Source organism: Paenibacillus tyrphae, from assembly GCF_027925525.1.
Lineage (GTDB): Bacteria > Bacillota > Bacilli > Paenibacillales > NBRC-103111 > Paenibacillus_G > Paenibacillus_G tyrfis_B.
Genome location: NZ_BSDJ01000003.1, coordinates 265,169 through 282,963, shown reverse-complemented (window position 1 = coordinate 282,963; position 17,795 = coordinate 265,169). Strand labels below are relative to the sequence as shown.

The window sequence follows — 17,795 nt, the reverse complement described above, 5'->3', positions numbered from 1 at the left end:
ATTTTTTGTAGATGTATCGATTCCCCGATCCATTGCTTGTCGTAGCTGCGATGCGCGAGGGCGGCATGTTAAGTTTCTACAAAAAAATGCAAAAGCGCCCACAATCCCCTTGCCTGAATTTCCCTTTTTACAGTACACTCAACACAAAGTTACGCTGGAAACGCGGGGGTGCGCATGTACAAAATCATGATTGTGGACGACGAAGCGATCGTACGCGAGGGCATCAAGGAGCATATCGACTGGAATGGGCTGGGCTTCGAGCTGGTGGGCGATTATGCGAGCGGCCGGGAAGCGTGGGAAGCGATGGAGCAGCTCAGACCGGACCTCGTGCTGTCGGATATTTGCATGCCGTTTATGGACGGGCTGGAGCTGACGCGGCTGATCCGGACCCGGTACCCTTTCGTGAAGGTGATCATCCTGACCGGCTTCGACGATTTCGATTATGCGCGGCAGGCGCTGCGGCTCAAAGCTTATGACTTTATTTTGAAACCGATTACAGCGGCCGACCTTCGCGCGTTGCTGACGAAAGTGAAAGGCGAGCTCGACGAAGAAACCCGCCAGCGGGAAGATTTGACGAGGCTGCATATGCAATTGAATCAAAGTCTGCCCCTGCTGAAGGAGCGCTTTCTCGAACGGTGGGCAACGACCGCCATAGGGGATGCGGAAATCCGCGAGCGGCTCCGCTATTTCGGGCTTCCCGAGCCTCTGCCCGACTATGTGGCGATGGTCGTCGATATCGACGATTTCGGCGGCGGCGGACATCTGCCCTCCGATCGGGACCAGGAGCTGCTGCGCTTCGCCGTGTACAACATGGTGCAGGAAATTGTGGGCCAGGAGAACGGCATCGCCTTTCGCACCCGCGAGGAGCGTGTCGTTGCCATCGTGTCCGGGCTTGCGGCCATGCCCCTGTACGAGCTCGCGTACCAGCTCGCCGAAACGATCCGGCAGTTTGTCGAGAAATATTTGAATTTGACCGTAAGCTTGGGCGTCGGACGCGTATGCGGCTCGCTGGAGCAGCTTCCCCACGCTTACAAAAGCGCCCTGTCCGCGCTCGAATACCGGCTGCTGCTCGGCAAAAACCAAGTGATCGGCATCGTCGATATGGAGGGACAGCCGCCCGCCGCTCCGGATAACGGCACAGAATGGAATCGGCTGCTTGCCTCTGCCGTGAAAACCGGCACGACCGCAGATGTTCACTGCTTGATCGAGCAGCTGGTTGCCCACTTGAAAACGTCCCGGATGCCGATCGAAGCGTGCTATTGGCAGATTCAATCGGTGATCGTCACGCTGATGAATACGGTCCGGGAGCTCGGAGCGGACGAACCGCGCGCAGCCGCAGGCGAGCGCAATTGGCTGACGGACGTGTACCGGTTCAAGACGCTGGACGAAATCCAGGACTGGCTGAAGCACATTTTAAGCCTGGCGCTGGAGCAAATCTCCGAGCAGCGGAACCGCCTGACGCATATGCAGGTGCTGCGGGCCACCGAGTATATCCGCGAGCACTACGCGAACGACAAGCTCTCCCTGCAGGAGCTGTGCCGGCATACACTCATGAGCACCAGCTATTTCAGCACCGTGTTCAAGCAGCAGCTCGGCGAAACGTTCGTCGAATATTTGACGCGGGTGCGCATCGACAAGGCGAAGGAGCTGCTACTGCATACCCCGCTCAAATCCTACGAGATTGCGGCGCAGGTCGGTTATGCCGATCCGAACTATTTCAGCCTGATCTTCAAGAAGCACTCCGGCCTCACACCGACGGAATACCGGGACAACACAGCCAAGGAGACCCGCCGATGAAGCCTGTACTCCGCCTGCCGTCGCCCTTGTTCCAATTCAAGAGCATCCGCTCCAGCATCGCCGCGGCCTTTTCCTGCTTGATTCTCGTCTCCGTCGGCATCACCAGCTTCATCTCCTACCGGCTGTCCGCCGACGCCGTGGAGAAAAATTCGCAAGCCTACCTCTCGGAAGTCATGAAGCAGGTCGGCGCCAACATCCAGTCCTACTTCACGAATATGGAAAATATCTCCACCCTAGCCCTAACAAACAAAGACGTCAAATATTTTATTTCCAACACGGTGTTCATCAGTGAGGCCGACCGCCGGATATACGAGAAGCGCATTTCGGACATGTTCCAGTCGATTCTATATACCCGCAAAGACATCGCCTCCATCATGGTGTTCGGCTACAACGGCAAATTCGTGTCAGACCGGCGCAGCACCAGCCTCAATCCGAACGCAAAGCCGGAGGAGCAGCTCTGGTACAAGCAAGCGAAGCAGGAAGGCGGCAAGCCAGTCGTCTCCTCCTCCCACGTCCAGCATGTGATCCAGAACGAATACCGCTGGGTCGTCTCCCTCAGCCGGGAGCTGAAAAGCACCGACGGGATCGCGGGGGAAGGCATTTTTCTCGTCGATCTCAACTTGAGCGTCATCAGCGAAATCTGCAGCCAGGTCAACCTCGGCAAGCGAGGCTACGTGTTCATTGTCGACAACGGCGGCAATATCGTCTACCACCCGCAGCAGCAGCTTATCTACAGCAACCTGAAAAGCGAGCTGATCGACAAGGTGATGCATACGGACAGCTTCGTCGCATACGACGGCGACGAGTCGCGGATCTATTCGGTCCACGATACGAAATTCGGCTGGAAAATCGTCGGCGTCGCCTACACGGACGAGCTCGTCACCAACAAGCACACGATTCAAGGTTCGTTCCTGCTGCTGGCCGTCTTCGGGCTGGCGATCACCCTGCTGCTGTCGTTCGTGCTCTCGCACCGGTTTTCCAAGCCGATCAAGAACCTGCAGGATAAGATGAAGCAGGTGGAAAAAGGCAACTTCGACATTCGCGCCGAAATCGAGCAGCAGAACGAGATCGGCCAGCTCGGACGCACGTTCAACCTGATGGTCGGCCACACGAAAGAGCTGATGAACGAAATCATCCGCAACGAGGAAACGAAGCGCAAAAGCGAGCTCAAGGTGCTTCAGGCGCAGATCAATCCGCATTTTCTGTACAATACGCTCGATTCGATCATCTGGATGGCCGAGGGCAAAAAGCATGAGGAAGTCGTGCTCATGACCTCCGCGCTCGCCAAGCTGTTCCGCGCCAGCATCAACAAAAGCGACGAACTCGTGCCCATCTTCATCGAAATCGAGCATATCCGCAGCTATCTGCTGATCCAGAAGATGAGGTACAAAGAAAAGCTGGATTACCGGATCGACGTCTCCCAAGACATTATGGCCTGCAAGACGATCAAAATTTTGCTCCAGCCCTTCGTCGAAAACGCCATCTACCACGGGATCAAAAATAAACCGGGGTGCGGGCTCATCACCATCGCCGGCGAAGAGCAAGACAGCAAAATCGTATTCACCATCGAGGACAACGGCCTCGGCATGACGCCGGACCAGTTGCGGCACATTCTGGTGCCGAAGACGGGAACGGAGCGTGGCACGGGCGTAGGCATTGCCAACGTGCACGAACGAATTCAGCTTTATTTCGGGACGAGCTATGGCGTGAGCTTCGAAAGCGAACCGGAGAAGGGCACCCGGGTCACGCTGACGATCCCGAAAAGCGAGTAGGAAAGGAGCAGCCGATGCAGACGCATAAAAAAATCGTGTGGATGCTGGTGCCCCTCTTGGCCTTGGGCGCCTATACCGCCATCCTGCTCCAGTCCGTCCAGACCGAAAGCGGCAAGGACAAGAGCATTATCGTCATTATGAAAAGCAACGATATCCGCACGGAATTTTGGCAGACGGTCCGGGCCGGCGCGAAGACGGCCGCCAAAGAATTTCAGGCGAAGGCGGACATTCGCGGCCCCTTGCAGGAAACCGACGTGCACGAGCAGATCGGCCTCGTGGAGCAAGCGATCGCGGAGAAGCCGCAAGCGATCGTGCTGGCACCCGCCGACAACGACCTGCTCGTTCCCGTGGCGGAGAAGGTTCGACAAGCCGGAATCAAGCTGGTCGTGATCGATTCGCCGTTGGACGGCAATCCCGGCGACAGCTTTATCGCCAGCAACAATCTGGACGCAGGCCGAAAAGCCGGACGGGCGCTGGCCTCCATGACCAATGGCCGGCCCGCCGTGGCGATCCTTAGCGACAAGGGCGGCTCTCCCACCGCCACGGACCGGGAAACCGGCATTCAGGAGGCGCTCGCCGCCGACCCGCCGGCGGTTGTCGTCGGCACGCGGTATGCCGCGAATCAGGAGGAGCTGGCTTACCAAGCGACCAAGCAGTTGCTGGCCGACCACCCGGAGATTAACGGCATGATCTGCTTGAACGAGACGGCTACCTTGGGGGCCGCCAAAGCGATCAAGGAACTGAACAAAAGCGCCTCCGTCAAGCTTGTCGGCTTCGGCGCTTCGATCTACGAGATCAAGCTGCTGGAGGAAGGCGCGCTGCATGCCACGCTGGTCCAGAAGCCTTTTAACATCGGATATTTGGGCGTGAAGGCCGCTGTAGAGCTCATCGACGGAAAAAAAGCGAACCTGCGCGACAACATCGATTCGACGGTCGTCACCAAGGAGAACATGTACGATCCGGAAAATCAAAAGCTTCTTTTCCCTTTTGTGGAAAGGTAAGGAAACCACGCCCCGGCTCGGGCGATCAATCCAAGAATCGAGGTGGACCGAATGAACCGACGGAAGCCCGCTGCAGCAGCCGTGTCGGCTGTGCTGACGCTGCTGCTGCTGCCGCTGTCCGGCTGCGGGATCGACTCTTCCCCTTCTCCCGCTCTGGCGGAACAAAAGGCGTTGATCCAGTTCCTGGCCGCAGAGTACAGCACGGATACACGGCCGCTGCTGGAGAGCATCGTGAAAGATTTCGAAGCGAAATATCCGAACATAGACGTCGAGCTGCAGGTGGCGAATTGGGACATCCTCGACGGCGTCTATACGACCATGATCAGCAAGAATCAGCCGCCGGATCTGCTGAATACGAACGTGTACGCCCACTTTGCCAAGGACGGCCTGCTCAACGACTGGAACGACATCCTGTCCCCGGAGTTGAAGGCGAACCTCTTGCCGAAGTTTCTGCAAATGGATTATTGGAACGGCGCCCAATACGCGATCCCATATCTCGCCACCGTCCGCAACCTGTACTACAACAAGGACATTTTTGACGAAATCGGGCTGACCGGGCCGCCGAAAACGTGGTCCGAGCTGGTCGAGACGGCGCGGAAAATCAAGCAGACGGGCAAAGCCGAAGGCTTCGGCGTGGACTTGACGGACAACGAAAGCCAAGCCTACTTGTCCTACTTCTTCTTCGGAGCGGGCGGAGGCTGGATGAAGGACGGGCAGTGGACGATCAATTCGCCGGAAAACGTCGAAGGGCTGACCTTTCTGAAGTCGCTGTACGACCAAGGCCTGACTGATGCCGAACCGACTGTCACGACGCGCGACGAGAAGCACCGCATTCTCGGGAACGGAAAGCTCGGGACGATGATTTCGGGCAATTATTTCACATCCGTCGTTCCCAAAGAATTTCCCGGTCTGAAATGGGGCATCGGACCGATGCCGGTCAAGGACGGAACCCCGCCTATCGCCTTCGGCGTGCAGGATGTGCTGGTGTCCTTCAAAACGGATCACACGAACAAAGAAGCGCTCTCCAAATTCATCAGCTTTCTGTACGACGATGCGCGCTACGAGAGCATCATTCTGCGCGAAGGCTTCCTGCCGGTAACCAAGTCCGTAGGGGACAAGCTTGCGGCCAAGGACAAAAACGTCAAAGACAGCCTCGAAGCTCTGCAGACGGCCCAATTTTATCCGGTCAACCACCCTGCTTGGCAGAAGGTCATGGACGGAACGCGAAAAATGGGCCAAGCCGTCCTGGTCGACCACATGCCGCCCCAAGCAGCCCTTGATCAGCTTCAGCAGATCGCCCTCACGAAAAGCCGCGAGTAATGTGAAGGGGATTTAATACCAAAAAAGTACTTTAACGGTATTTGTCGATGCCCATCTCTTCGGATAAAGGTTATGTGCGGGAATGCATGAAAAAATTTTTGGAACAAATAGGACCGCATACAAACATACATTACGTACATTGCGTATTGCTTGTCGTCTTCGCCTTCTAGAACATGTTTCGCCTACATGAAACAAGCTTCCTTGTTTTGGAAGCTTAGAGTGTTTAAGAAAGATCTTTTGACAAAAATAGAGAAACATACGGAGGTGGGGTATCTACTGGAGGAGCGATAGCGTTCGCCTTTGTCTGTGGGAAATATCCGCTGTTAAGCGGCTTCAATCAAAATTTCCCACTGACAACAGCGACCGGAAGTAGATACCCCACCCCCTCGTAACCTCTATTACCTTGATTGACTACTTTCTCGACACTCTGAATAAGCTTCCTTGCATAGGAAGCTTATTTCATTTGTTTGAGTGACGTTTATCATAAAAAAATAAAGAACTCTTGGAAGATATTCAATGGAGCTTTCGAACCAAACCTCCTAAGATAAGGTTACGCAATCAAGATGTGCCTTAGAGATCCTATTTTAGGAGGGTTCGAAAGATGAGAAAAGCATTGACCAAAAGCACGGCCTTGGGCATGGCCTCCCTGCTTTGTGCGCTTTCGCTGGCCGGCTGCGGGGGCGCACCAGCCGCTAAACCGGCAGACACGGCCAAGCCGGGCGAAGCCGCCAAGCCCGCCGACGGGGCGAAGCCTGCGGACGGGACCAAACCGGCGGACGGCGCCAAAATCGCAGGCGACTTCGAGATCCAATACTTCGTCGGCGGCTACGGCGACAGCTGGTGGAAAGAAGTGATCGGCGAGTTCCAGAAAAAGTATCCGGACCTGAAAATCAAACAATCGGCCGGATCGCAGATCAACGATCAAATGAAGCCGCGCTGGATTCAAGGCAATCCGCCCGACGTCGTCTACATCGACGGAGCCGGATCGAACGAAGCCCAGATGGTCAAGGATGACCAGCTTATGGACATCTCCGACTGGGTGAAAACCGCAAAGAACGTCGACGGCGACAGGCTGACGGACCAATTGATCGCCCCTCCTCAAGATTTCAACGGCAAAAATTATACGATCCCGCTCGTTTTCGGCTCCTGGGGCACGTTCTACGACGAAGCGCTGTTCAAGAAGAACGGCTGGACCGTGCCGACCGATTGGGACAGCTTCCTCGCCACCAGCGAGAAGATCAAAGCCTCGGGAATGAACCCCTACATTCATACCGGCAAATACCCGTACTACATCGTCGGCGGGCTGGTCAACTCCGGCTTCGTTTCCGAGAACGGCGACAATCCGCAAATTTTGAAGGATCAGGAAGCGGCGAAGGAAAAAGCGTTCAAGAACGACGCCGTCGCCAAAACACTGCAAAAGCTGGTCGTTATGCGGGACAAAGGATATTTTGACAACGCCTCCTTTGGTATCAACCATACCGATTCGCAAATGCTGTTCCTTCAGCGCAAAGACGCCATGATTCCGAACGGGCTGTGGCTGGAGAACGAGATGAAGAAGGACGTCCCGGCCGACTTCAAATTCGGCTTCCTTCCTTCCGTCATGCAGAAGCCGGGCGGCAAAAGCATCGCCATTCCATACACGAGCAACATCGCCATCGCGAAGAAAGCGAAAAACCCGGAAGCGGCCAAAGCGTTCGTGCAGTTCATTTTCACGAAGAAAACGGCCACCCGCTGGGCGGAGCTGACCGGAGCCATCATGAACGTGAAGGCCGATCTCGAAGCGTCAAGCGCCAGCGGCGTCGTGAAAACGGCCATGAAATATTTCAACAGCAGCAACACCATTGTCGCCCCCGTATTCAAGCTGAACGCCGACTTGGAGCAGGCCGAGAACGACGCCACGATCGCGCTGCTGCAAAAGAAAATTACGCCGGACGAATGGATGGACCGCATGGAGAAAGCCGCCGCTAAAGTCAGAGGAAGCAAATAGCGTCTCGACCCGGGAACGATCGGCAGGGCCTCTTCCTGCCGATTTGTTTCTTCCAATTTCCTAGCAGTGGAGGATGTATTATGAAATGGAATCGCGCGCTTTTTATTACGACCTTCCTGCTGCCGACCTTCGCGGTGTTTCTGGTGTTCACGATCTATCCGTTATTCCGCGGCTTGTATTTAAGCTTCTTCGACTGGTCCGGCGGCTCGGAAACGATGAATTTCATCGGGCTCGGCAACTACCGGGAGCTGCTGTCCGACGAGATTATCGGCCAAGCGATCAAGAACGACTATTTTCTTGTCTTCTGGAAAGTGGTTCTGATCATGCTGATCGCCACCTTCTTCGCCGTAGCGCTGACCCGGCTGAAGCTGCGGGAGTACGGCTTTTACCGCGTCGTTTTCTTCTTCCCGAACATTATTTCGGTCGCGGTCATCGGCGTGCTGTGGAGCTTCATCTATAATCCGCAGCTCGGCTTTCTCAATGCGTTCCTGTCGCTCTTCACCGACAAGCCGGTCGAGACGAACTGGCTGGGCGACGCGAAGCTCGCCATGTGGTCGCTGCTGCCTCCGAGCGTGTGGGCCGGGATCGGCTTCTACATGATTCTGATCATCGCTTCCATCCTGGCAATTCCCAGCTCGCTCTACGAGGCTGCGGAGATCGACGGCGCCGGGCAGTGGCAGCAGTTCTGGAACGTGACGCTGCCGCTCATCTGGGAGCAGTTCAAAACTTCGGTGCTGCACATTGTCATCACCACGCTGAACGGATCGTTCATTATCGTCCGGCTCATGACCGACGGCGGCCCCGACAACGCGACGCAGGTGATGGGCTACTATTTGTACCAGATGGGCTTCAAGCAGTACCACTTAAGCTACGGCGCGACCATCGGCGTCCTGATTTTAATCCTGTCTTTGCTGACCACGCTGATCTTGAGCCGGTTCTTGAAGCGGGAAACCATCGAATTGTAGGGAGGGATGGGTATGGCCGGGACTTCCGCCGCAGGCAAACCCGCACATGGCGCCACGAAAGCGCTCGTCCGTTTTTTTCCTCTGGTATGGAGCATTCTTGTCATTTACCCGGTCCTGTGGACCTTCTTCACCTCGTTGAAGGATAATCCGCAGGTGCTTCAGGGAAAGCCGTGGGATCTGCCGTCCCCGCTAATCTTCGAAAATTACGCCAACGTCTGGAGCCGTGCGCACTTCGGCGATTATTTCATCAACTCAACGCTGGTCACCGCGGGCAGCACGCTGCTCTCGCTGGCGATGGCCGCCACGACCGCCTACGTGCTCGCCCGCTACGAATTCAAGGGACGAGGCGCGCTTTATTTCATCTACGTCGCCTCGATGATGATTCCGACGATTCTCGGCTTGATTCCGCTCGTCTTTTTGCTCAATACGCTACAATTGTCCAATTCGCTGCTGGGCTTGACCTTGGTCTACTCGGTGGGGGCGGTCGGCATATTGCCCTTCGGCGTCTTCTTCCTCGTCGGCTTCTACAAATCGCTGCCGAAGGAGTTGGAGGAAGCGGCGACGATCGACGGGTGCTCGTATTTCGGAACGTTCTTCCGCATCATGCTGCCGTTATCCAAGCCGGGGCTGGTCACCGTCGCCATTATGAACGCGCTGACCGTCTGGAACGAATACATTATGGCGACCGTCCTGATCAACGATCCGACGAAATATACGGTTCCGGTCGGGATCGCCATCATGCAGGGGGAGATGCAGTACCGTACGGAATGGGGCCCCCTGTTCGCGGGACTCGCCATCTCGATGATTCCGGTCATCGTCGCTTATAGCTTCTTCCAACGGCAAATTACCGGCGGGTTGACCGCAGGGGCGCTGAAGGGATGAGACGAGGGGAACATGTTCCCGACAAAATAAGGTCTGCTCCTTTGCCCGGTTGAGGGCGAGAAGCAGACCTTAGGTGTGCGTGCTTGATCGGTGGTCGTTGAGTGTGCTGGCCGCCCGGCTCCTAAAGCAGCCGCACGTGCGCCTCGACGGGATAATGATCCGACGGATACACGCCTTCCCAGCGCTCGCGGTGTACGACCGTTCTCGTAAATTCGGCGCCTTCCGTGGCGAACAAGTAGTCGATCGGCTGCCCTTCCGTACCGCCTTCGTAGGCATGGAACGTCCGGCCGACCTCCTCCTCCAGAATATCGAAGGCATCCGCCAGCCGCTCCTTCAGCGCGGTGATCGCGGGATTGTCGGGGAAGGCATTGAAATCTCCCGTGAGCACGACTGGAATTCCGTCTTCCTCCCGACAGCGCCGGATACGCTCCAGCACGAGGCGCGCGCTTTCTTCTCTGGCCCGCTGCCCCAGATGATCGAAGTGCGTATTGAACGCATAGAAGCGGCGTCCCGACGCCTTCACCTCAAAGCAAGCCCACGTACAAATTCTCGGCAGGCTGCTGTCCCAGCTCTTGCTGCCCGGCACGTCCGGCGTCTCCGACAGCCAGAACTGCCCGCTCGCCACCGGAGCAAGCATGTCATGCCGGTAGTAAATCGCGCAGCATTCGTCGCGGAGCCTGTCTTCCTCGTTCGTCGAACCGCTCCGTCCTTCGCCCAGCCGGCTGTACCCCGGTAGCTCCCGGTCCAAGTCGAGCAGCATCGCGTTCGTCCCTTCCTGCGTCCCTACGACAAGGGGGGACGTCTTCTTGATCACAGCGGCCGCGTGCCGGATGCGGTAAGGCCAAGCGTTGCCTCCGTCTACGGGCGTATTTACGCGCAGGTTAAACGTCATCAGGTTCAGTTCCATCGCGGCATTCTCCTCCAATGAGTGATGTACTTCGGCGTGAACGCATCTTCACAGATGGGCTTTTCATTTTCCATTGTCAACCATGAGGAGAGATCCCGCAAGAGCTAATCCAGCATAAAAATGTCCTCCAGCGACAAACGCGCCGTTTGTACGCTGAACATATCCACTTCATGCGAGCACAGCACGCGGATGACGGCAGCTATATCCGCTTCCTCCCCAATCTCCGCCGTAAGGTGCCGCTCATCCCAGCTTTGGATGCGGCAAATGCCCTGCTGATGTAAGGCTTCGCGCGCCTTCCCATACAGCTCTTCGCTCCGCGCCGCCAGCTTGACCGTCACTTGCATGCCCGGCTGGAACGTCCGCTGCAGCTCTTCGATCGTGCCCAGCCCGGTGATGTTCCCCCGCTTCATGATCGCAATGCGCGTGCAGAGCTTTTCCACTTCGTGGAGATTATGGGAGGTCATGAAGATCGTCTGCCGCTTGTCCGCGAGTGTGCGGATGAGCTGCTGCATCTCCAAGGCCGACTCGGGGTCCATCCCGGAGGTCGGCTCGTCCAAAAAAATCAGTCCGGGCTGTCCGAGAATCGCCTGCGCGACCCCCAGCTTCTTTTTCATCCCGAACGAAAATTTCTTCGTTTTCACATGCGCCGCCTGGCTTAAGCCGACCTTGTCCAGCACGTCCAAGCATTCCTGTCTGGAAACCTTCAGCCCCTTCACACCCGAGAAATACCGCAGATGCTCAAGCGCCGTATCGTTCCCGTAAAACTCCGTGTAATCCGGCAGCACGCCGATATGCCGCTTGACGCGGTCCAACTGCCCATGAGGCGTGCCCAGAATGGAAAATTCCCCGCCCGAGGGCCGGACGATGCCGGTCAGCATGTTGATGAACGTCGTTTTTCCCGCGCCGTTGCGGCCGAGGAATCCGAATATTTCCCCTTGGTTCACCTGCAGCGATATGCCGCGCACCACCTCGTGCGGTCCGTACGATTTTCTCAGGTCCTTCGTCTGGATCGCAAGCATTACAGATCCCTCCTTTGCAGCAGCAGAATGGAGCCGCCCAACATAACGGCCGCCATCAGCAGAACGACCGCCCAGCCCCAAGAACCGCCATCGATAAAGTAATAATACGGGGTCGCATACTTGAATATTTTCAGCCACGGCTTGTCGGAAAACTGGCTCCACAGCCCGAACAGAGGGATGGCCAAGCCGACGAGCAGACCGCTAAACATCGACATCGAGCGTCTGGGAATCAGACTGGACAGCAGCAGGCACATGGATACCATGTACAGAATCATCACCAGTAGCTGGCCAAACGACTTGAAATAAAACTTTTCCGCGAATACCGTAATGATGCCGAACGATACCAGCAAGCAGACGAACCAGTACGTGAAAATACCGAGAAACTTACCCAGCACGATCGACAGCCGCGACGTTTTGGTCACTAGAAAACGGATGGTTCGACTTTCCAGCTCGCGATTCATGGTATCGTGGAACAGGGAAAACATAAACAAAAAACCAAAGAGATAGATCAGCAGCACCAAGCCGCTGACATAGCCTTCTTCGGCTACCTCCTTGCCGAGCATCGCGCTATTCTTCGCGATGAAGTCCGACAAATAATAAGAGACCGCTGTAAAAATCGCAATTGTCACGATCGAAAACACACTTTTAAAGGACTGCACGAATTCTTTTTTCCAGATGGCTAACATGTTGCTTCTCCCCTTTCACTCCAACAGCATACACCGCGGAGCTAAACGGCGGCGAAGCACCGGATAAAGACAAGATAAATCATGTGCCGCGCCGTTTAGGTTCTGTTAACCCGGAAGCGTTATACTTAATAACAGATCATCTTTGGACTATAGAGAGGAACGATAGATATGGAAGAAGCGGCTGTTTTGCTGGTGGACGACGAGCCGGCTCTCCTGCTAATGCTGGATATGGTGTTGAAAAAAGAAGGCTTCCGCCGCATCGACCATGCCGAATCGGCCGCCGCGGCGCTCGCCCGGTGCAGACAGAAGCGCTACGACATTATTTTGCTCGACGTGATGCTTCCGGATAAAAGCGGCTTCGAGATTTGCCCGTTTATCCGGGAAACGACGGATGCTCCGATCCTGTTCGTGACCGCGAAGGGCTCGGATCTGGACAAGCTGACCGGCTTCGCGATGGGCGGCGACGATTACATTACGAAGCCGTTCAACCCGCTGGAGGTCGTCGCACGAATGAAGGCGCAGCTGCGCCGCTCCAGGCCGCAGGCGGAGGAACCTGGCAAGTCCGCCCGTACGAACGCGCTCGTCTACGATTACGGGCGCTTCCAGGTCGACGAACTGGCCGGGGAATTACGCGTGGAAGGAAAGCCGGTCGCCTGCCCCGCCCAGGTGTTCCAACTGCTGCTCTTCCTCTGCAAGCATCCGAACCGCATCTTCACGAAGGACCAGCTGTACGAAGCGGTCTGGGGCATCGACAGCATGGGCGACGATCATACGGTCATCGTCCATATCCGGCGCATCCGCGAGCGCATCGAACGGGCCCCGGGACAGCCGGATTACCTGGTGACGGTCCGCGGGCTCGGCTACAAGCTCGTCCCGCCTAAGGAGCTGCCATGAACCGTATCAGCCGCAGGCTCACCTTTCAATTCGTTGCGCAGCTGGTCTTGTTCATTGGGGTCATGGCGCTGGGGGCGCTCGTACTGCTCGTCTACATCGGCCTGCAGACGGAAAAGCACGCCGCCCAAAATCCCGAAGGCCTCCCGGGGTTAGGGGCGTTCCGTTCGTCATTTGCCGTGAAGGGCGGTCAAGCCGTCGTCGATGCCGCATGGGCGTCTGCCTTGCCGGAGCGCGGCGGCTGGCTCCAGATCGTGAACCCGGAGGGGCGTGTGCTCGCCTCATCCGCGGCGCCCGCCGATGTGCCCGGGCAGTACGCGCCGGGAGAGCTGTTCGCCTACTGGAAGAAAAAGCTTCCTTTTCCATATACGCTGACCGTCAATCGGGTGGAGAAGGACAGCACGACGTACGTCGTCGTCTACGGCGCGAAGCGCAAAGCCGATGAGGCGCTGCAGCAGGTGCTGCCCGCCTTCGACGGGCGGGCGTTATCGCCGGCAGGCGAGCAGGCGCTGCGGCAGCAGCAGGCTTCGCTGCACATTTACGGCGCCGACGGCCGTCTGCTTCACACATTCGGGGAGGAGCACGCGGTCCGTCCGGAGGCCACCCTCGGCGACATGCTGGGGAGCGCCTCAGCTGCGGGGAAGACGGAGGCGGAGGAAGCGGTGCACTTTGACCCCGCGACCCGGCAGACGTGGATCGTCCGTACCTCGGACGGGATGTCTGCGGAGGCTGGGGAAGGGATAGATCAGATCATCTCGAATGGGTTTCTCGCCTATTTTATCGGTCTGGCCGCGTTCATTCTGCTCCTCTCCTACGTCTACGGTGTCCGCTTCGGCCGTCCGTTCCGGGCGATGCTGGAATTCATCGAGCAATTGGCTTCGGGGAACTATACGCAGCCGCCCCGGGCGGGCAAGGGGAAGTCCGGCGTCAGCGGGAATCGGCCTAGGAAGCCGAAGGGGTCCTTCCGGTTGTTCCGGGAAGTGAACGAATCGCTCGAAGGCTTGAGGCTGGAGCTTGCCCGCAGCGAGCAGCTGCGGAACCGGCTGGAGCAGACGCGCGAGGAATGGATCACCGGCGTATCCCACGACTTGAAGACGCCGTTATCGTCGATCAGCGGCTATGCGCATGTGCTTGAATCGGCCTCGTACTCCTGGTCCGAAGAGGAGCTGCGGACGATTGGTCGTACCCTGCGCGAGAAGTCCGATTTCATGTCGGAGCTGATCGAGGATTTGAGCTTGACATACCGCTTGAAAAACAACGCGCTGCCGCTCGACCGGAAGCCTTCGGACGTCAATGAAGTCGTGCGCCGGGCCGTCGTCGCCTTTATGAACGATCCGCAGGCTGCCTCCTATACCATCACGTTCTCCCCTTCGAGCAGCCCGGTCACGTACCCGATCGACCGCAAATGGTTCACCCGCATTGTCGACAATATGATCTCCAATGCGATCAAGCACAACCCAGCGCAGACAGCCATCGACATTGCGGTAAAAGCAGAGCCCGGCCAAGGCTTCACGGTCACGATCCGCGACAACGGCGCGGGGATGGACCCGAGGACGCTGGACCGGCTGTTCGATCGCTACTATCGCGGCACGAATACGGAGGAAACAACGAGCGGCTCGGGCCTCGGCATGACGATCGCCAAGCAGTTGACGCTGGCGCATGGCGGCGATATTGCCGTACACAGCGAGCCGGGCGAGGGGACGGAGATTGTGCTGCGTTTTGGCGGGGCTTAAGGTTTAGACGCTTTGCAACAATACGAAAAAGGTCTGCCTGCCGTCCGAAGGACGAGCAAGCAGACCTTTCTTCATATAAGTTTACCCGATCACCGTCAGTTCCTTCGGGAACGACGTCAGCACTTCGACGCCGCTGTCGGTCACCCGGACGTCGTCTTCGATACGCACGCCGCCAAGCCCCGGAACATATATGCCCGGTTCGACCGTAAAGACCGCGCCCGCAACGAGAAGATCGGACGTTCCGGCATGAATCGACGGGAACTCGTGGATATCGATGCCGAGCCCGTGGCCGAGCCGGTGCACGAACTGCGGACCGTACCCGGCCGCCTCGATCACATCTCTGGCCGCCTTGTCGATGCTGGCGTACGTCACTCCGGGCCTCGTCGCCTCAATCGCCCGCAAATTCGCCTGCAGCACCGTGTCGTAGATACGCTTCAGCTCGTCGTCGATATCTCCGACGGCGAAGGTCCGCGTAATGTCGGAGGCGTAGCCGTCCGCGAAGACGCCCAAGTCGATCAGCAGCAGCTCGCCGCTTTGGATTTTTCGCAGCCCCGGCGTTCCGTGCGGCATCGCTGACTTTTCCCCTGCCAAGACCGACGTGGAGAACGACGGGCCTTCCGAGCCGAGCTTCTTCATCTGGTATTCCAGCTCGGCGACAATCTCGATTTCCGTGACTCCCGGCGCAACCTTCTCCAGCCCGCGCCGGAGCACCTCTTCCACCAGCGACACGGCCCGCTTCAACCGTACGATTTCGTCGTCCGACTTCACGACCCGCATCTCGCGGAGCGGCTCGTCCACATCGACGTACTCCGAGGCACCGAGCGCCTCGTTCAGCCGTTCGAACCGGCTGACGGTCAGATGCGTCTTCTCCAGGCCGAACCGCCGGATTCCTCCCGGCAGCAGCCCCTTGAGCACGGCGTACGGATCGTCCGTATCCGTATGGGTAGCGAACGCGCCGACACCCTTGGCCGCGCCCCGCGCAGCTTCTTCGTCCAGCGCAGGGACGACCAGCGTCGGCTCTTCTCCCCGGGCGAGCAGCAGTCCGAGGAACCGTTCGTGCGGGTCCGAGGCGTAGCCCGTCAAATAAAATACGTGCTTCGGCAGCGTAATCAATACCGCGTCCAATTCACGGTTCTCCATATAAGCTTGCAGCTTCGCGATTCTGTCGTTCATATCCAATCTCCCCTGCCCTTCATGTTTTCATGCCGGGGCGACAAATCCTTGGTATAATGTAATCAAAGGCTATGAATATACGATGATACGAGGAGGTTTCTGCCTATGAACTATCATCTCATTCTGCTGGGATTCATCACCTATCTCTTAGCTTATCTGATCGGCGCGAAAAAATATACCCGTTTTTTATCCGGTTTCAACGAAAGCCGGGTCCGCGATAAAGAGAAGCTGGCCAAAATCGTCGGGACCTACAATCTGATCGTCAGCGTGCTCTTCATCTTGGCCGGCGCGCTCAACCTCCCTTACGGCAACGCACTCGTTCCTCTTGTTATCCTGGGATATGTCATCCTGCTCGTTTATGTGAACATGAATATGGTGGACTGATAGGCCAAGGCACGATGTTCCCGGCGGGCGGCGAAATGCCGCCTCGGGCACGGGAGAGTCCGACTCCTACTTCAAGCGGTTGTACTTTTGGATGGCGTCGCGAAGCATCTTTTCGAACTTTTCCGGCGTGCCGTCTTGATTCTCGGTAAAGAAACGACTTTTCAAATCAAACTCGTCCACCTTGCGTTTCTTGTTCACGCGCTCAATGATGTCGGAAGCGGCCACCTTGACCTTTTGAGCCTCTTCTATATATGAATTCAAGGTATAGCTTTCTATCTTTTCTTTCTTCAGCCGTTGCTCGTCCTGGGCGTGCTGTGTCAGATTTTTAAGATCGTCCACCAGCGGGTCGTACTTCGCTCTAAACTTCTCCATATCCAGATCCAGGATGTTTTTGGCCGTTACGCCCTGCTCCTCCATCTCGGCGGACAGCGCCTGGGCATCGACCAAAAACTTCAAAGCCCCGTACCTGATCTGCTCGTCATTCTCCTGGAATTTCTTCAGGCTTTCCTTCTTGCGCTCGGCTCCCATGCCGGCCATCGCCTTCAAGTACTCGTCCGCGACGGCATAATACGCATCCGCCGCCTTGACGATCTTCGGATGCATTTCTTTGGCTTTGGCAAAATGGTCATCGACATACCCTTTGGTTTTATAATACTCGCGGGCCTCGCTCAGGATCGCCGTAAGATCGTTCATCGCCGGCTTCAATCGGACGACAACCGGATCGATTGCAGGAAAGGCAGGCGCTTTATCGGCGAAGCCAAACTGCGTTTCCAAAGCTTTCGCGTCACCCGATGAAATCGAGAGCATGGTAAAGCTGAAGTTCTTGTCAATGACAGGCTGCTCTTCATCGCCAAACTTGTCAAAATAATCGGTTAACACCTGATCTAACCGTCCGGTCATAAAATTATTCAGGCCTACATACGCGTTATATTTCTCGACCTCCATCGCCTCGTCCAAGGCTTCGATGTTTGCCGTGTCGTTTTTATTCGAACCCGACGCGTCTCCGGACGTTTTGTCGGCCGTCGTGCCGCTTGGTTCCGCAGCCGGCCGGTTTATTTTCAGATTAGAGCAGGCGGTAAACATCGTGCATAGCAGCGCGAGCGCAACAAATGAGCTGAACTTTTTCAAAATACAAGCCTCCAAGAGATTTAAATTTTCGGTCCAAATCTGGAAAATAGATACCAGCTTGTTTTATCGGCAAATCGGTTTGAAAGCTTTAGGACAAATCCCAGTAAAGTGGTATTTTTCACAATTCTGAATCGTTAAAAAATAAATCCC

At 56.6% G+C, this 17,795-nt stretch carries 15 protein-coding genes; 10 read left to right on the top strand and 5 right to left on the bottom strand.

Going from position 1 to position 17,795, the window contains the following annotated elements; genetic code table 11:
- Positions 1-174: 174 nt before the first annotated feature.
- The 7 genes from QMG93_RS04950 to QMG93_RS04920 all read left to right on the top strand — a co-directional run bounded on the left by QMG93_RS04950 (position 175) and on the right by QMG93_RS04920 (position 9,724).
- The gene (locus QMG93_RS04950) at positions 175-1,797 is read left to right on the top strand and encodes a response regulator (protein ID WP_281934037.1); all 1,623 of its coding nucleotides are present in this window, start codon (positions 175-177) and stop codon (positions 1,795-1,797) included.
- Positions 1,794-3,569, top strand: coding sequence for a sensor histidine kinase (locus QMG93_RS04945; RefSeq protein WP_281934035.1), 1,776 nt, complete (start codon positions 1,794-1,796; stop codon positions 3,567-3,569). Before QMG93_RS04950 ends, QMG93_RS04945 begins: the two co-directional genes overlap by 4 nt.
- Before the next feature lie 14 nt (positions 3,570-3,583).
- Positions 3,584-4,570, top strand: coding sequence for a substrate-binding domain-containing protein (locus QMG93_RS04940; RefSeq protein WP_281934032.1), 987 nt, complete (start codon positions 3,584-3,586; stop codon positions 4,568-4,570).
- Between the two features lie 51 nt (positions 4,571-4,621).
- Positions 4,622-5,890 (top strand): extracellular solute-binding protein, encoded by a 1,269-nt coding sequence (locus tag QMG93_RS04935; RefSeq protein ID WP_281934031.1) that lies wholly within the window; start codon positions 4,622-4,624, stop codon positions 5,888-5,890.
- A gap of 601 nt (positions 5,891-6,491) precedes the next feature.
- Entirely contained in the window at positions 6,492-7,877 is a 1,386-nt protein-coding gene (locus QMG93_RS04930; RefSeq protein ID WP_281934028.1) for an extracellular solute-binding protein, read from the top strand.
- Positions 7,878-7,957: 80 nt separating this feature from the next.
- Entirely contained in the window at positions 7,958-8,842 is an 885-nt protein-coding gene (locus QMG93_RS04925; protein ID WP_054976753.1) for a carbohydrate ABC transporter permease, read from the top strand.
- A gap of 12 nt (positions 8,843-8,854) precedes the next feature.
- Positions 8,855-9,724 carry a carbohydrate ABC transporter permease gene (locus QMG93_RS04920; RefSeq protein ID WP_281934024.1) on the top strand — a complete coding sequence of 290 codons (870 nt, stop codon included), beginning with the start codon at positions 8,855-8,857 and terminating at the stop codon, positions 9,722-9,724.
- Positions 9,725-9,845: 121 nt separating this feature from the next.
- On the opposite strand, the gene QMG93_RS04915 is transcribed toward QMG93_RS04920, so the two are convergent.
- From QMG93_RS04915 to QMG93_RS04905, 3 genes are all read right to left on the bottom strand, one after another.
- On the bottom strand, positions 9,846-10,631 hold the full coding sequence (locus QMG93_RS04915) for an endonuclease/exonuclease/phosphatase family protein (protein ID WP_281934023.1): 786 nt from the start codon (positions 10,629-10,631) through the stop codon (positions 9,846-9,848).
- Between the two features lie 104 nt (positions 10,632-10,735).
- Positions 10,736-11,650 (bottom strand): ATP-binding cassette domain-containing protein, encoded by a 915-nt coding sequence (locus QMG93_RS04910; RefSeq protein ID WP_281934021.1) that lies wholly within the window; start codon positions 11,648-11,650, stop codon positions 10,736-10,738.
- Positions 11,650-12,336, bottom strand: coding sequence for an ABC transporter permease (locus QMG93_RS04905; RefSeq protein ID WP_281934019.1), 687 nt, complete (start codon positions 12,334-12,336; stop codon positions 11,650-11,652). Before QMG93_RS04905 ends, QMG93_RS04910 begins: the two co-directional genes overlap by 1 nt.
- 168 nt (positions 12,337-12,504) lie before the next feature.
- Here QMG93_RS04905 and QMG93_RS04900 point away from each other — a divergent pair, with 168 nt between their 5' ends.
- Both QMG93_RS04900 and QMG93_RS04895 read left to right on the top strand, forming a co-directional pair.
- Positions 12,505-13,230: a response regulator transcription factor gene (locus QMG93_RS04900; RefSeq protein WP_281934017.1), complete on the top strand. Its 726-nt coding sequence runs from the start codon at positions 12,505-12,507 to the stop codon at positions 13,228-13,230.
- A complete protein-coding gene (locus tag QMG93_RS04895; RefSeq protein ID WP_281934015.1) occupies positions 13,227-14,960 on the top strand; it encodes a sensor histidine kinase in 1,734 nt (577 codons plus the stop codon). Before QMG93_RS04900 ends, QMG93_RS04895 begins: the two co-directional genes overlap by 4 nt.
- 81 nt (positions 14,961-15,041) lie before the next feature.
- On the opposite strand, the gene QMG93_RS04890 is transcribed toward QMG93_RS04895, so the two are convergent.
- A complete protein-coding gene (locus tag QMG93_RS04890; RefSeq protein WP_281934013.1) occupies positions 15,042-16,133 on the bottom strand; it encodes a M24 family metallopeptidase in 1,092 nt (363 codons plus the stop codon).
- A 105-nt stretch (positions 16,134-16,238) separates the two neighbouring features.
- On the opposite strand from QMG93_RS04890, the gene QMG93_RS04885 reads away from it, so the two are divergent.
- Positions 16,239-16,517, top strand: coding sequence for a DUF3784 domain-containing protein (locus QMG93_RS04885; RefSeq protein WP_088833591.1), 279 nt, complete (start codon positions 16,239-16,241; stop codon positions 16,515-16,517).
- A 66-nt stretch (positions 16,518-16,583) separates the two neighbouring features.
- Here the strand turns inward: QMG93_RS04885 and QMG93_RS04880 are convergent, their stop codons facing one another.
- Positions 16,584-17,645, bottom strand: coding sequence for a YiiG family protein (locus QMG93_RS04880; protein ID WP_281934009.1), 1,062 nt, complete (start codon positions 17,643-17,645; stop codon positions 16,584-16,586).
- Between the last annotated feature and the right edge of the window lie 150 nt (positions 17,646-17,795).